Source organism: Arthrobacter sp. Leaf337, from assembly GCF_001423745.1.
In the GTDB taxonomy this organism is placed as follows: domain Bacteria; phylum Actinomycetota; class Actinomycetes; order Actinomycetales; family Micrococcaceae; genus Arthrobacter.
Genome location: NZ_LMPC01000001.1, coordinates 616,543 through 631,304 on the forward strand (window position 1 = coordinate 616,543; position 14,762 = coordinate 631,304).

At 65.6% G+C, this 14,762-nt stretch carries 16 protein-coding genes; 3 read left to right on the forward strand and 13 right to left on the reverse strand.

What is annotated here, in order from left to right; translation table 11 throughout:
- Window position 1: 1 nt before the first annotated feature.
- The 8 genes from truA to ASF98_RS02785 all read right to left on the reverse strand — a co-directional run bounded on the left by truA (window position 2) and on the right by ASF98_RS02785 (window position 5,436).
- Window positions 2-892 carry a tRNA pseudouridine(38-40) synthase TruA gene (gene truA, locus ASF98_RS02750; RefSeq protein WP_200939281.1) on the reverse strand — a complete coding sequence of 297 codons (891 nt, stop codon included), beginning with the start codon at window positions 890-892 and terminating at the stop codon, window positions 2-4.
- 32 nt (window positions 893-924) lie between these two features.
- Entirely contained in the window at window positions 925-1,641 is a 717-nt protein-coding gene (rplQ, locus tag ASF98_RS02755) for a 50S ribosomal protein L17, sunset domain variant (protein ID WP_055797109.1), read from the reverse strand.
- Between the two features lie 77 nt (window positions 1,642-1,718).
- Window positions 1,719-2,729, reverse strand: a complete 1,011-nt coding sequence (locus ASF98_RS02760; RefSeq protein ID WP_011692778.1) for a DNA-directed RNA polymerase subunit alpha — start codon at window positions 2,727-2,729, stop codon at window positions 1,719-1,721.
- A gap of 132 nt (window positions 2,730-2,861) precedes the next feature.
- A complete protein-coding gene (gene rpsK, locus ASF98_RS02765; RefSeq protein ID WP_011692779.1) occupies window positions 2,862-3,263 on the reverse strand; it encodes a 30S ribosomal protein S11 in 402 nt (133 codons plus the stop codon).
- A gap of 51 nt (window positions 3,264-3,314) precedes the next feature.
- Entirely contained in the window at window positions 3,315-3,689 is a 375-nt protein-coding gene (gene rpsM / locus ASF98_RS02770) for a 30S ribosomal protein S13 (RefSeq protein ID WP_003803743.1), read from the reverse strand.
- Window positions 3,690-3,870: 181 nt separating this feature from the next.
- Window positions 3,871-3,984 (reverse strand): 50S ribosomal protein L36, encoded by a 114-nt coding sequence (gene rpmJ / locus ASF98_RS02775; protein WP_009358722.1) that lies wholly within the window; start codon window positions 3,982-3,984, stop codon window positions 3,871-3,873.
- A gap of 69 nt (window positions 3,985-4,053) precedes the next feature.
- Window positions 4,054-4,275 (reverse strand): translation initiation factor IF-1, encoded by a 222-nt coding sequence (gene infA, locus ASF98_RS02780; protein WP_009358723.1) that lies wholly within the window; start codon window positions 4,273-4,275, stop codon window positions 4,054-4,056.
- A 153-nt stretch (window positions 4,276-4,428) separates the two neighbouring features.
- Window positions 4,429-5,436, reverse strand: a complete 1,008-nt coding sequence (locus ASF98_RS02785) for a P1 family peptidase (protein ID WP_055797112.1) — start codon at window positions 5,434-5,436, stop codon at window positions 4,429-4,431.
- A gap of 255 nt (window positions 5,437-5,691) precedes the next feature.
- On the opposite strand from ASF98_RS02785, the gene ASF98_RS02790 reads away from it, so the two are divergent.
- The 3 genes from ASF98_RS02790 (at window position 5,692) to ASF98_RS02800 (ending at window position 8,971) form a co-directional block, all read left to right on the forward strand.
- Window positions 5,692-6,642 (forward strand): carbohydrate ABC transporter permease, encoded by a 951-nt coding sequence (locus tag ASF98_RS02790; RefSeq protein WP_200939282.1) that lies wholly within the window; start codon window positions 5,692-5,694, stop codon window positions 6,640-6,642.
- The gene (locus tag ASF98_RS02795; protein WP_055797115.1) at window positions 6,639-7,493 is read left to right on the forward strand and encodes a carbohydrate ABC transporter permease; all 855 of its coding nucleotides are present in this window, start codon (window positions 6,639-6,641) and stop codon (window positions 7,491-7,493) included. The genes ASF98_RS02790 and ASF98_RS02795 overlap by 4 nt, the downstream gene beginning before the upstream one ends.
- Window positions 7,494-7,624: 131 nt before the next feature.
- Window positions 7,625-8,971 carry an ABC transporter substrate-binding protein gene (locus ASF98_RS02800; protein WP_055797118.1) on the forward strand — a complete coding sequence of 449 codons (1,347 nt, stop codon included), beginning with the start codon at window positions 7,625-7,627 and terminating at the stop codon, window positions 8,969-8,971.
- 208 nt (window positions 8,972-9,179) lie between these two features.
- On the opposite strand, the gene map is transcribed toward ASF98_RS02800, so the two are convergent.
- The 5 genes from map to ASF98_RS02825 are packed head-to-tail and all read right to left on the reverse strand — an operon-like array spanning window position 9,180 to window position 14,726.
- Window positions 9,180-10,007: a type I methionyl aminopeptidase gene (gene map / locus ASF98_RS02805; protein ID WP_055797120.1), complete on the reverse strand. Its 828-nt coding sequence runs from the start codon at window positions 10,005-10,007 to the stop codon at window positions 9,180-9,182.
- 37 nt (window positions 10,008-10,044) lie between these two features.
- Window positions 10,045-10,956, reverse strand: coding sequence for an NAD-dependent epimerase/dehydratase family protein (locus ASF98_RS02810; protein ID WP_055797123.1), 912 nt, complete (start codon window positions 10,954-10,956; stop codon window positions 10,045-10,047).
- The gene (locus ASF98_RS02815; RefSeq protein WP_055797125.1) at window positions 10,953-12,749 is read right to left on the reverse strand and encodes a class I adenylate-forming enzyme family protein; all 1,797 of its coding nucleotides are present in this window, start codon (window positions 12,747-12,749) and stop codon (window positions 10,953-10,955) included. Before ASF98_RS02815 ends, ASF98_RS02810 begins: the two co-directional genes overlap by 4 nt.
- Window positions 12,739-13,956, reverse strand: coding sequence for a cytochrome P450 (locus ASF98_RS02820; protein ID WP_235505579.1), 1,218 nt, complete (start codon window positions 13,954-13,956; stop codon window positions 12,739-12,741). Before ASF98_RS02820 ends, ASF98_RS02815 begins: the two co-directional genes overlap by 11 nt.
- Window positions 13,953-14,726, reverse strand: coding sequence for a glycosyltransferase family A protein (locus ASF98_RS02825; RefSeq protein WP_235505580.1), 774 nt, complete (start codon window positions 14,724-14,726; stop codon window positions 13,953-13,955). The genes ASF98_RS02820 and ASF98_RS02825 overlap by 4 nt, the downstream gene beginning before the upstream one ends.
- Window positions 14,727-14,762: the final 36 nt, after the last annotated feature.

The following is a 14,762-nucleotide window of genomic DNA, read 5'->3' on the forward strand; positions in this document are numbered from 1 at the left end:
ACTACTTCCGGAGCGCCCTGGTCAGTTCGGCCCGGGCCAGCAGTTCGCTGTCCGAGGGATAGGCCACTTCTTCGAGCACCAGGGGGTGCGGGGCGGACAGCACGGACTTTGCATCGCGTTTCTGCTCAAGCAGCCGCTCATAAAGCCACTCCGGTTTCTCTGCACCTGAACCGACGTACAGGGCCGACCCCACCAGCGCCCGCACCATGTTGTGGCAGAACGCGTCAGCCTGCACGGTGGCGACTATGACGCCGTCGCTCCCCCGCGCGAATTCGAACCGCTGCAGTTCACGGATGGTGGTGGATCCTTCCCGGGGCTTGCAGTAGGAACGGAAGTTCTGCAGCCCCAGGAGCTTGGACGCGCCCTCGTTCAACAGCGACACGTCGAGTTGCTCCTTGTGCCAGAGGGTGGAGTACCTGCCCAGCGGGTCCCACAGCGCCGGGCCGTCGGCGATGCGGTAGCTGTACCGGCGCCACAGCGCCGAGAACCGTGCGTCGAACCCCTCGGGAGCCAGGGTGACGCTGTGCACCTCGATGGCGCCGGTGAGGTCGCCAAGGCCCCTGCTCAGTGCCCCGCGAAGGCGCCGCAGGAGGGCGACGGCGGGATCCAGCTCAACGCCGCGGTTCAGGCCCTGCCACTCACCTTCGGTGAGGTCCAGGTGGACCACCTGGCCGCGGGCGTGCACACCGGCGTCGGTGCGGCCGGCCACTGTCACCCGCACCTTGCGCCGGACCAGGAGGGCCAGGGCATCCTCCAACACCCCCTGGACGGTCAGCAGGCCGGGCTGCACTGCCCACCCGCTGAAGGGGCCGCCGTCGTACGCCAAATCCAAACGGATACGCAAAAACCCGCCGCCCCCCAAAACGGGGGCAGCGGGTTTTTGGTGGTTCATAGACATAAGTCTACTGCGGCGTCAGAGCCTGATTACTCAGCTTCGACTGCCTGCGCAGCGTCGCCACCGGCAGGTGCGAAGCCTGCTGCTGCGGCGGACTCGGCAGAGTCGAACCATACTTCAGCGGTGGTGGCGTCGTACCAGCGTGAGCCGGGAACGTGGAACTTCATGGAGTCCTCGTTGCCCTTGACGGGGAAGCCCTCGGGAGCTTCGTTGTCAGCCGTGGCGGGGTGCGAGCCGGCGTACTTGGCTTCAGCAGCTTCGGTCTCAACAGCTTCGGCAGCCGGAGCAGCCTCTTCAGTCTCAACAGCTTCGGCAGCCGGAGCAGCCTTGTCTGCATCGCGCTTGGCAGCAGCAGTAGCTTCAGCCACTACAGCCTGCTTTGCGGAAACCGGCTCGAGAACCAGTTCGATGACAGCCATGGGAGCGTTGTCGCCCTTGCGGTTGCCGATCTTGGTGATGCGGGTGTAGCCGCCATCGCGGTTCTCCACTGCCTGTGCAATGTCGGTGAACAGCTCGTGGACGACGCCCTTGTTGCTGATCAGGCCGAGTACACGACGGCGGGAAGCGAGGTCGCCGCGCTTGGCGAAAGTCACCAGGCGCTCTGCGTACGGCTTCAGGCGCTTGGCCTTGGTCACCGTGGTGGTGATCCGCTTGTGCTCGAACAGTGCTGCTGCCAGGTTCGCGAGCATAAGACGCTCGTGAGCCGGGCCGCCTCCGAGGCGCGGACCCTTAGTGGGGGTAGGCATAATTGTTTCTCCTCATATGGAAGCCGGTGGGCTGCGCACAACGTGGTGCATCCAGCCAGCCGGCCAAGATCTGCTTGTTAGAGCTCGTCGTCGCTGAAAGCGGCGTCGTCCTCTTCGATGGCTGCGGCGCGAGCTGCCAGGTCGAAACCGGGAGGCGAGTCCTTGAGGGACAGGCCCAGTTCAACCAGCTTGGCCTTGACCTCGTCGATGGACTTCGCACCGAAGTTACGGATGTCCATCAGGTCGGCCTCGGAGCGGGCAACGAGTTCACCCACGGTGTGGATGCCCTCACGCTTGAGGCAGTTGTAGGAACGGACGGTGAGGTCCAGATCCTCGATCGGCAGGGCCATGTCGGCTGCCAGGGCAGCGTCAGTCGGCGACGGGCCAATCTCGATACCTTCAGCTGCGGTGTTCAGCTCGCGGGCTAGACCGAACAGTTCCACCAAGGTGGTGCCTGCGGAAGCAACGGCATCGCGCGGGGCGATGGCCTGCTTGGTCTCGACGTCAACAATCAGCTTGTCGAAGTCAGTGCGCTGCTCAACACGGGTGGCTTCCACGCGGAAAGTAACCTTCAGCACCGGCGAGTAGATCGAGTCGACCGGGATGCGGCCGATCTCGGAGTCGCCGGACTTGTTCTGAGCTGCCGAAACGTAGCCGCGGCCGCGCTCGATGGTCAGTTCGAGTTCGAACTTGCCCTTCGAGTTCAGCGTGGCAATGTGCAGATCCGGGTTGTGGAATTCGACGCCGGCCGGCGGAGCGATGTCCGCGGCGGTGACGACTCCCGGGCCCTGCTTGCGCAGGTAAGCAACAACCGGCTCGTCGTGCTCGGAGGAAACCGACAGGTTCTTGATGTTCAGGATGATCTCGGTGACATCTTCCTTGACACCCGGAACCGTGGTGAACTCGTGCAGCACGCCATCGATCCGGATGCTGGTTACAGCAGCGCCCGGGATGGAGGAGAGCAGGGTACGGCGGAGGGAGTTTCCGAGAGTGTATCCAAAGCCCGGCTCCAGCGGTTCAATGATGAAACGGGAGCGGTTTTCGGAGACGACCTCTTCAGAGAGGGTGGGGCGCTGTGCAATGAGCACTTAGGTTTCCTTTCGGCGAGCATCCGCTATATGACGCAACACAGGTGGTGGAAATTCGGTCTGAAGACTTAACGCGGCTGGGCCTGCCCGGACCCGTGAAGGTCCGGGCAAGCTCCAACTGCTGAATACGTCTTAGACGCGGCGGCGCTTCGGCGGGCGGCAGCCGTTGTGCGCGGCGGGGGTGACGTCCTGAATGGAGCCAACCTCCAGGCCGGCGGCCTGCAGCGAGCGGATTGCGGTTTCGCGGCCCGAACCCGGTCCCTTGACGAACACGTCAACCTTCTTCAGGCCGTGCTCCTGGGCGCGCTTTGCAGCAGCTTCGGCAGCCATCTGGGCAGCGAACGGGGTGGACTTACGTGAGCCCTTGAAGCCAACCTCACCGGCTGAAGCCCAGGAGATGACAGCACCGTTCGGATCCGTGATGGAAACGATGGTGTTGTTAAAGGTGCTCTTGATGTGCGCCTGGCCCAGCGCGATATTCTTCTTGTCCTTCTTACGCGGCTTGCGAACCGCGCCACGAGTCTTCGGGGGCATTATTTCTCCTACAGAAAGTTTATTGGGGAAGACGCGTTAATCCCTCAGGGATTAACGAGCCTTCTTCTTGCCGGCGACGGTACGCTTCGGACCCTTGCGGGTACGTGCGTTGGTCTTCGTACGCTGTCCGCGTACGGGCAGGCCCTTGCGGTGACGCAGGCCTTCGTAGCTGCCGATTTCAACCTTGCGGCGAATATCAGCGGCCACTTCGCGGCGAAGGTCACCCTCAACCTTGTAGTTGCCTTCAATGTAGTCACGCAGCTCAACCAGCTGTGCGTCGGTCAGGTCCTTGACCCGAACGTCAGCGCTGATGCCGGTAGCAGCCAGGGTTTCGTGTGCACGGGTCTTGCCCACGCCGTAGATGTAAGTAAGCGCAATTTCCAGCCGCTTTTCGCGGGGAATGTCTACGCCAGCGAGACGAGCCATAGTGGCGGTACTCCTTGTATAAACCGGAGGTCGTAGGCAGTACACCCGCACTTTCAGTGCGGCCCCAGCCTCCGACCGGGGGTTAGCTGTCCGGGCTCTTTCGAGCTTATGTCCCAGTTCAGCTTGTGCTGCCTTTATTTACTTGCGTGGGTTAGCAACCCAGGATTTCCCGTGAAGGAAATTAGCCCTGGCGCTGCTTGTGGCGCGGGTTCTCGCAGATCACCATGACCCGGCCATTACGGCGGATCACTTTGCACTTTTCGCAGATCTGCTTGACGCTCGGCTTGACCTTCATGGCGTTCCTTTGCGTGTTGCAGTTGGTCTACTGGCCCGGCCTTCGGCTAATGCTCTGGCCGCCCAGTGTTTACTTGTAGCGGTAGACGATACGACCACGTGTCAGGTCGTACGGGCTCAGCTCCACCACTACCCGGTCCTCAGGGAGAATCCTGATGTAGTGCTGGCGCATTTTTCCAGAGATGTGCGCCAGAACGATGTGCTTGTTGGTGAGCTCAACGCGAAACATCGCGTTAGGCAGCGCCTCAGTCACAACGCCCTCGATCTCAATGACCCCGTCCTTCTTGGCCATACCCTCCGCTAACTGTTGTTGTCACAGCCTTCCGGTTGGCACCGGACATGACTGCGAACGTTTTTGATTGATTGGCTTCTGCCTTCCGACCGCAAAAGGGCACAAACAGGGCAGACAACCAACAGACAACACTACGCCATCTTGGCAGGAATGTTAAATCGGACCATGGTAGCGCACTACCGGGCCGTACGCAGCAAATTCCCCCGCCGGGGTTGTGACGCCTTCAGCCCGGGATACCCCGTCCAGGATGGCTTCGGTCACGACGTCGGCTGCCGCGCTCTGGAGCGTGATGAGGCTGAACGTCCGGGCAGCGTCGGTGCTGCGGTCAAGTTCGACGGCGCCCGTCGCCAGCGCGAACACGGTGTCGCCGTCCGCGAGGGTATGGGAAGGATTCAGCGCCCGGGCCAGTCCGGCATGGCAGGCGGAGGCGGTCCGCTTGCACTCGGCCTTGTTCAGCACGGCATTCGTAGCGACGACGACGAGTGTTGTGTTGAGTGGCTGGGCTTCGGCATCGGGGTGATTGACCTTGTCGAAATCGCCAGCCGCCGAACGAACACCCACGGGCAACCCCACGGCATTGACCACGGCGATCGCGCCGATCACAACCCCGTTGTCCAAGGTGATGGACGCTGTGCCCACTCCCCCTTTGTATTTCCCCCGCCCGAGGACGGCTCCTGTGCCGGCCCCCACGTTGCCGCGTTCGACGTCGTGACCGTCCTTTTGGGCGGCAGCGGCGGCAGTTGCCGCATAGCCCATCTCCTCGTCAGGGCGGGCGGTGAAGTCACCGCCGCGGCCGAGGTCGAAGATGGCGGCGGCCGGAACGATCGGCACGAGTCCGCCCGGCACCGGCAAGCCGCGGCCGTCTTCCTCGCACCAGCGCTTGGCACCGTGCGCGGCCACCAGCCCGTAGGCGCTGCCGCCGGTGAGCACCACGGCGTCCACGCGCTGCGAGAGTGTGGTGGGGTCCAGGGAATCCGTCTCATGGGTGCCCGGGCCTCCGCCGCGGACGTCAACGGAACCCACGGTGCCGGGCGGCGGCAGCACCACGGTCACCCCGGTGAGCCAGCCGGCGTCGGACGCGCCGCCGTCGGACGCCTCTATTGACGTGATTTTCTGCGTGTGGCCAACCCGGATTCCGGGGACATCGGTAATTGCTCCCATGGCTCCATTGTGCGCCTGCGCGGAAGCGAGTGTCCGCTCCCAAAAGTTCGGCGACCCGCGGGAGCAACTCCGGCCTCCAAAACAAACGTTATGCAATACTGCCAGCAACACGGCGTTAACGGGCAAGGAAGCCTTGACTAACAATCCTCTGACGAGGGCTAGTGCGGGATTCTGCCCACCAACCTTGTGGTGAAGTGAAGCTACCCCCACGCCCATTGGCCTGCCATCCGCGGGCCCGGATCCGTTAGAGACCGAATGACACGACAACTGACTGACCGGCCCGCCGCCGTCGCGGAAGCCGGTCCGGCCCTGCGGCGCCGGCCGAAATGGTCCGGCAGGACCCGCCGGGACTTCTTCGTTTTCCTGGCCCTCGCACTGCCCAACCTTGTGCTGATCGGGGTCTTCACGTACCTCCCGCTCATCAACAACATCTACTACTCCACGCTGGACTGGACGCTGGGATCGGCGTCGGCCACCGTGGTGGGGCTGGACAACTACGTCACCTTCTTCACCAGTGCCGATGCCGCCAAGGTGCTCGGGACCACCGCTGTCTTCACCCTCGTCACCGTGGGCGGATCGATGGTGCTGGGGCTGCTGATTGCGTTGGCTCTGAACTCCAAGGTCCGCGGCACCACCTTTGCCCGTTCCGCAGTGTTTGCCCCGTATGTGCTCAGCGGCGTGGGCGTGGGCCTGGTGTGGCTGTTCATCTTCGACCCCGGGTACGGCGTCCTCGCCTGGGTGCTCCGGGGACTGGGCCAGCAAAGCCCGCAATGGATCAACGATCCGCAGCTGTCGCTGGTCATGGTGATCATCGTGTACGTCTGGAAGAACCTGGGGTACTGCGCGGTGGTGTACCTCGCGGGGCTCCAGTCGTTGCCGCAGGACGTGATGGAGGCCGCTTCCCTGGACGGCGCCGACGGGTTCCGGCGTTTCCTGAGCATGTCCGTCCCGCTGCTCTCCCCCACCACGTTCTTCCTGCTGATCACCACCATGCTCAGCTCGCTGCAGGCGTTCGACCTGATCAGGATCATGACGCCCCTGGGCAACGGCACCAGCACGCTGATCTACGAGGCCTACCTCCAGGCGTTCGGCGCCTTCAACCGGGCCGGGTATTCGGCCTCCATCTCGGTGGTGCTCTTCGCCATCCTGCTGATCATCACCGTGCTGCAGCTGCGGTTCGTCGAACGGAAGGTGCACTACTCATGAGCACGCACCGGCCATTCTCCCGCGCCAACATTGTCCAAACGATTGCCGGCGGGTACATTCCGCTGATCCTGGCCACCCTGGTGGTGTTCCTGCCGCTGCTCTGGATGATCCTGAGTTCGTTCAAGCAGCCCGGCGAGATCATCACCATGGACCTGAAGATCCTCCCGGAAAGCGTGAACCTGGAGAACTACAACATCGCCATGACAACGGTGCCGTTCGCACAGTTCTTCCTGAACAGCACCATCGTCACGCTGGTGGGCGCCACCATCAAGGTGCTGCTGGCCATCCTCACGGCCTACGCCCTGGTGTTCGTCCGCTTCCCGTTCAAGAACGCCATCTTCGTGCTCATCCTCGTGGCCCTGATGGTCCCGCCGCAGGTGTCAATCCTGCCGAACTACATCCTCATCGCCGGGATGGGTGGAAAGAACACCCTCTGGGGCATCATCCTGCCCGGCCTGGGAACCGCCTTCGGCACCTTCCTGCTGCGGCAGCACTTCATGACGCTGCCGGCATCCATCCTGGAATCCGCGGAAATCGACGGCGCCGGCCACTGGCGGCGGCTCTGGCGGATCGTGGTCCCGGTGTCCGTCCCCTCAATCGCCACGGTTGCCCTGGTCACCGTCGTCAGCGAGTGGAACGACTACATCTGGCCGCTCATCATCACGGACCGCCCGGAAACCATGACGCTGCCTGTGGGCCTCACGCTGCTGCAGAACTCCGAGGGCAACGGTTCCGGCTGGGGCATCCTCATGGCGGGCGCGGTGCTGGTGATCGTCCCCATCCTGGTGGTGTTCGCGGCACTCCAGCGCTACATCGTGGCCGGCCTTACCCAGGGCAGCGTCACCGGCTAGGGCCGCAGTCCCGGGCGCATCCCCCGCCAAGGCCGCATCCCTTTGGCGGTCAACAACAGCTTTCCCCGCACCACCTGTCATCCAACCCGTACAACGAGTCAGCATGAGCAATCACCTTGAGAGGATCCACAATGGGTATGAATCTTGACCGCAGGCATTTCCTGGGGCTTGCCGGTGCAGGAGCCGGCGCCGCTGCGCTGGCAGCCTGCGGCGGCCCGTCCACCGGCGGAACAACCCCCGCGAGCGAAGCCGCCGAAATCGACTTCAGCGGAGTGAAGCCCGCCGCCTCGATCGACTTCTGGACCAGCCACCCGGGTAAGTCCCAGGACGTGGAGAAGTCCATCATCGCGAAATTCCACGCCAAGTTCCCGGACATCAAGGTGAACCTGGTGACGGCAGGCGCCAACTATGAGGAAATCGCCCAGAAGTTTCAGACCTCACAGGCGGCCAAGGAGGCACTGCCCGGCGTTGTGGTGCTTTCGGACGTCTGGTGGTTCCGCTACTTCACCAACGGCAACATCATCCCCCTGGACGGCCTGGTCAAGCAGCTGGACATCAAGGTGGACGATTTCCAGAAGTCCCTCGTGGCCGACTACCAGTACGACGACAAGCAGTGGGCCCTCCCCTACGGCCGTTCCACACCGCTTTTCTACTACAACAAGGACCACTTCAAGGCTGCCGGCCTGCCTGACCGCGCGCCCAAGACCTGGCAGGAGTTCGCCGAATGGGCCCCGAAGCTGAAGGCCAGCTCGGGCGCGCAGTACGCCTACATCTACCCGGCACTGGCGGGCTACGCGGGCTGGACCCTGCAGAACAACCTCTGGGGCTGGGGCGGCAGCTGGTCCAATGAATGGACCATCAACTGCGACTCGGCGGAATCCGTCGAGGCACTGCAGTGGGCCCAGGACTCCATCTACAAGGACGGCTGGGCCGGAGTCTCCTCGAAGGAGGCGGCGGACGACTTCGCCGCCGGGATCACTTCCTCCACCATCTCCTCCACCGGGTCCCTGCTCGGTGTCCTGAAGTCCGCCAAGTTCAACGTGGGCGTCGGCTTCTTGCCGGGCGGCCCCAAGGTGGAAAGCGGTGTGTGCCCCACGGGCGGCGCAGGCCTGGGCATCCCCAGCGGCGTGAGCAAGGAAGTGCAGCTCGCAGCAGGCACGTTCCTGAAGTTCATGACCGAGCCGGAAAACACTGCGGAATTCTCAGCGGCCACCGGCTACATGCCCACCCGGGTCTCCGCCGACATGACCTCGGTGCTGGCCAAGACCCCGCAGATCAAGACGGCCATGGACCAGCTCGCGGCCACCAAGGTCCAGGACAACGCACGGGTGTTCCTGCCGGGTGCCGACCAGGAGATGGCCAAGGCCGCGGCGAAGATCCTCACCCAGCAGGGCGACGTGAAGGCCACCATGACCGCACTGAAGTCCACGCTGGAGGGCATCTACACCAAGGACGTCAAGCCCAAGCTCAAGAGCTGACGCACCTTTCCGGACGCGCGGTCTCGACGCGCAAAAAGTCCTGCGATACGCAAAATCCCTGGCGCACCCGAAATTCCGGGTGCGCCAGGGATTTTCTGCGTCGCAGGGAAATTTGCGCGTCGCTGGTGAATTCGCCCGTCGCAGGTGAATTTGCGCGTCGCAGGGAACTTTGCGCGTCGCTGCGGTCGCGTCGCCGTGTGCCGGGGGCCTACGGGATCGGGACCGGAACCACGCCCAGCGGCGCAAGCCGCTCCGCACCGCCGTCGGGCGCTGAAAGAACCCAGATGCCCTTTTCATGCACGGCGACGGAGTGCTCCCACTGGCAGGAGCGCTTGCCGTCGGTGGTGACTACGGTCCAGTCGTCCTCGAGCACGGCGGTCTCAATGCTGCCGCGGACCAGCATGGGCTCAATGGCAAGGCACAGTCCCGGGCGGATCTTGGGGCCGCGGTGGCTGGTGCGGTAGTTCAATACGTCAGGCGCCATGTGCATTTCGGACCCGATGCCGTGGCCCACGTAGTCCTCCAGGATGCCCAGCGGCTTGCCGGGGACGGAAGAGACGTAGTCGTCCACGGCGTTCCCGATATCGCCCACGAACTTTCCGGTGGCCAGTGCGGCAATGCCACGCCACATGGCTTCCTCGGTGACTTCGGACAACCGGACGTCTTCCGGGTCCGGGGTCCCGACAATCACGGTGCGGGCGGAGTCGGAGTGCCAGCCGTCCACAATGGCGCCGCCGTCGATCGAGATGATGTCGCCGTCGTTCAGCACGCGGCTGCCCGGGATGCCGTGGACGACTTCCTCGTTGACCGAGGTGCAGATGGTGGCCGGGAACCCGTGGTAGCCGAGGAAGTTGGACTTGGCGCCCGCCTCGTCCAGGACTGCGCGGAATACCGCGTCCAGCTGGGCCGTGGTGGCACCGGGGACTGCGGCGGCCACGGCGGCATCCAGCGCGCGGCTCAGGACCAGGCCGGCCTCATGCATGATGCGCATTTGGGCGTTGGTCTTGTATTCAATCCGGGGCTGTCCGAATGCCATTTATACCTCAGTGCTTCGTCTCGCTGGCGGGATGCGTTCATCCCAGGTCTCTGATCCATTCTCCCGCACTTGCGAAGCTGCTCGGGACAGGGTCCACTCCCAGCTCGTCCCGCAGACGGCGTGTGCAGTAGGTACGCTCGAAGCCGAGCTGGCTAACGGCATAGCGCGTCAGCCGCGGCGGCCTGCGTGTCACGCCGGCCATCGCCTCGAGCGACGCCGCAATCGTCATCGCCGCGCGCATGGGGATAAAGCCGAGTTCGACGTCGGACCGGCCAGTGGCGTCCAGCACTTCCCGCAGGACTCCGCCCAAGGCCACGGGCCGGTGGTCTGCCACGTTGACGGGACCGGTGGCGTCCGAGGTGCAGGCGGCGAGCGCTGCCCGGGCCAGGTTGCCGATGGATGTCAGCTGGTGCAGGACATTGGGACCTCCGACGCTGAGCAACCTGTTATTGTTCACGTTGCTCATGAGGCGGGGCAGGAGGGTCCGGTCGCCCGGGCCGTAGACGCCGTGCGGCCGGAGGATCAGCGCATTGCCGTGCCTCGCTGCCGCTGCCTCCGCAAGGGCCTTTGAACTGGCGTAGGCGTTCAGGTACCGGCCCGCCACCGCGTCCTCCGGCCGGTCGACGCACGGCTGCCACCACGGATAGACGCTGGAACTGGAAATGTGGACCAGCCGCGCACGGGGAAAAGTAGCCGCAACGGCCTCGGTCCCGTGTACATTGACGCGGTGGAACAGCTGCGGCGGCCCCCAGTCCGCCACGTGCGCTCCGGAATGCACGACGGCGTCCACTTCCGGCGGGTTGGACAGCGGCCCCGCGCTGAGGTCCCACACCGTTACGCCGGGGAGCCGGCGCCGGCCGTAGCGGACCACCTCCCAGCCGCGTTCCCCGGCAGCTTCGGCAACGGCTCCGCCAACGAAACCGCTGGCCCCGGTCACGGCGATCCTCATGGCGTCCCTCCCGAGGGCCGGGCTCGCGGCGGGGTGCCTTCCGGCGGGCTCGCTTCCGGCGGGCGGTCCGCGAACAACGCCCGCAGGGCCACGCGGTCCGGCTTGCGGTGCCGGCCGGACGCCGGCAGCCTGGGCATGACCTCAATCCGGTCGGGCAGGGCCGATTCGTCGATGAGCCGGGGAAGTTCGCGGTGGAGGGTCCGCAGCAGCGCCGCCTGATCCTGTCCCTGGTGCGGTTCGACGGCGAGCCACACCGCTTCGTCGCCGATGCGATCAGGGACGCCGATCATGGCGGCCTGGGCCACGCCGTCGATGCCGGCAATCACCGGCTCGTACAGGCCCGGGTAGATGTTGGTCTTGCCGCGGATGATCATGTCCTTCTTGCGCCCCAGCAGGACGAGCCTCGGCGTACCGGACGAGCCGGCCGGGCCGTGGTCCACGCGCACGAGGTCGCCGGTGGCGTGCTCGTCCATGGTGTCCTCGCCGAGGTAACCCAGGCACATGTTGGGCCCGGAGACGATCAGCTCATGGTCCTCAGCCACCCGGAAGCGCACGCCCGGAAGCGGGCCGCCGAGGTAGTCGCCCTCGCCGGAGCCGTCCGCGGTCCGGAATTCCGCGGTGCGTCCGGACGCGAAGTCCAGTTTCTCGTGCCCTTCCGCGATCGCGATGGGCAGGACTTCGGTCATCCCGTAGATGCAATGGAAGCGCACTCCGGGCAGGAGTCCGGCAGCCCGCGACAGGAACGGGGCCAGCACGGGCGCGGCACCCAGCATCACCGTTTTCAGGGTCTCCGGCCACACCAACTGTCCTGATTCCACGGCGTCAAGGATCGGGGCCAGCTGCGCAGGCACCAGGAACACGTGGGATGCCGCCTTATGCCCGGGCGAGGAGCCCAGCTCGGCCGCGAACCGCAGCGGATCGATGGTGGCGGACAACCCGTACGACGGCATCGTCCAGTGGGCACCGGCGATCAGGGCCGGCAAGCCCATCATCAGCTGTTCCGAGTGGATGCGGTCACCGGCCGCGAACGTGCAGCGTGTGCTCAGCTGGCCAAAGCCGGCCGCCAGGGTCCCGCGGCTGTGCACCACGCCCTTGGGCTTCCCGGTGGTGCCGGACGTGAAAATGATGACCGCTTCCTGCCCCGGCGCGGCTTCAACCGGCGGGAGACCGTCCGGCCTGCCGCCGTCGTCAGCGCCGCCGTATTGAGCAGCGCCGCCGTATCGAGCAGCGCCGCTGCGGACGCCGCCGTCGTACTTACTGTTACGGGAAGCATTTCGGGACAGGGCACGGATGTTGGTGGACGTGAACGGGACCCCAGGAAGCCAGGGACCGGAGTGGAAGTGCCGGACCTTCATCGCTGGGTAGTCCGGCAGCAGCAGGCCGCGCCGCCGGGCAAGGCGCCGCTGCGGCCCGGGCGCGCTGAGCGCATAAAGCAGCGATTCGGAGGCAGCCCACCGCGGCGATGCGAGCGCCGTCCTGTTCCGGAAAAGTTCGGGACCAACCCCGGGATCGATGAACACGATGGCCCCGCCGGCCCGGACGGCAGCCAAGGCAAGCGTGAACGCCGCCGGCCCCGGCCGCACGGAAAACAGCAGGCGCTCCCCCGGACCGAATCCCTCGCGCCGCAGGCCCTCTGCGGTGGATTCAATCCCGGCGGCAAGGTCCCGGTAGCTGATGGTCTTCCCCGGCTTTCCGCTGCGTTTGCCGGGTGCGGTGATGGCCGGGTGGTCCGGGTACTTGGCGGCGGCGTCGTATACCGCGGCGATGAGGTCATCCGGCAGGTCAGTTCGCACGGGTCAGCTCCAGGGACTTGTAGTGCGGAATGAGCACGTTCCGGCTGACGGCCCGCGAGCGGATGCGCCACGCACCGCGGGCGTACTCGTCCAGCAGAACGCTCAATGCGCAGTTGATTTCGGCCATCGCCAGCGGCATACCGATGCAGAAGTGGGCTCCCGCCCCGAACCACAGCTGACGGGCCGCCGGCGGGATCGGCGTTGCCGGGTCGAAAGCGCCCAGGCTCTTGACGGCGTGCACCGTCGACAGCAGGATCCGGTCCCCCGGGCTGATCCGGACTCCGCCCAGCCGCCCGGCCGTTGTGGCCTCACGCAGCATCATCGGCGACGGCGCCGTGTACCGCAGGCCCTCGTTGACGGCGTCCGGGAGGCCGCTGCGGTCGGCTGCCAGCGCGGGCAGCCTGCCGTAGTCGAACAGCATGGCGGCGAGCCGCGGTACGTAGGACACCAGGGTTTCGGTCCCGGCGATCACAAAGGCACTGACAATACCCACCGCTTCGTCCTCCCCGAGTCCCAGGACTCGGAGGCGGCCCGGAAAAGTGGAGGGGTCGTCGCTGCGGTAGGCGCTCCGTACGGGTCCGGCCAGAATTTCGACGGCGGCCTTCGCCTGTGCGACCTGAGCCGGCGTCAGCCGTGGCCGTCCCAACCGCACCAGCGAGGTGATGGAGGTGCCCAGGGTGAAGAGGTCGCTGTCCGGGAGGCGGCCGGGCGCATCGTCCGGGACGCCCAGCAGCCTGCTGATCACTCCACCGGACAGTTCCTTGACCAGCCCGACGAACTCCACCGAGCCGCCATGCTCCAGCCCTGCAGCCAGCCGCTCGCGCAGCCGCTCGCCCGCCGGAGAGACGATGGCTTCAACGGCCCTGGGCGTGAACAGGCCGTTGAGGCGGCGCCGCAGTTCAAGGTGCTCTTCCCCGTGCATGTTCAACAGCGCACGGGGACCCACCACCGGGGTCCACAGCGCGCCGGAGGCCCTGGCGCCGGACTTCGAGTAGCCGGCGTCCATCAGCACTTCCCTGACCAGGGAGGCGTCGCTGACGAGTACCCCCAGCCCGGGCAGCCGAACTACGGGCCGGAGCTTCCCCAGCCCGCGGATCAGCGGGTAGGCCACAGGATGGGCGCCGACGTGGAGCCGCCGCTCCCACACGGCCAGGGCGCCGGCGGCGGACGACCTTTCGGTCAGCGCGCGTTCCGAAACACCACTCACCGGATGTCCACGTGGTCCGGGCGGAACCGGTGGTCCGCGTACCAGGCGAGGGTGTTGGGCAGGCCCCAGGCTTGAACCCGGCGGGAGGAGCCGAACACCACCACGTTGCGCCGGAGGGCATAGGAGCGCGTGAGCCTGCGGACCCGGTTGGAAAGCGCACGGTCCTCGTGCAGCTCCTCGATGCTGGTCCGCGGGAAACCGCCCGAGCGCAGATACAGCTCTGCGGTGATGGCCATGTTGCACCCGGGCAGCATCTGGTAGGGGCCAAGGTAGCCCTCCCCCTTGTTTCCCGGGCGGATGCGGCCGAAGAACGACGCGACCTCGACGGCCAGGAGCATCAGCCAGCGGCTGTTCCGGGCCAAGCCTTCATCAAGCCGCGGGTTCAGCTGGCCGGCAATCATCTCCAGGCCGTCGTCGAACGCTTCCATGATGCGCAGTGTCCAGTCAGCGGCCGGGAGGCAGTCCGAGTCGGTGCGCGCCAGCCACCGGGCACCGTTCAGGGCGCCGAAACGCATGCCGGTGTCCGCGGCGGCGCCGGTACCCTTCTGCGGCTCATGGACCAGGCGGATATCCATGGCCGGGTGTAGCCGGGCAAAGTCGACGACGATTGACCTGGTGGCGTCCGTGGACCCGTTGTCCACCACCACGAGCGTGAAGTCTTTGTGAAGCTGGGCGGCTAGCGCCTGCAGTGACTGGCCGATCAGCTTTTCCTCGTTGAGTGCCGGCATCGCGATACACAGCGCCCGCACCGGGGTTTCGTTACCGGGCACCCGGGGTTGGCCTTCGGGCACCCGATCTGGAACCGG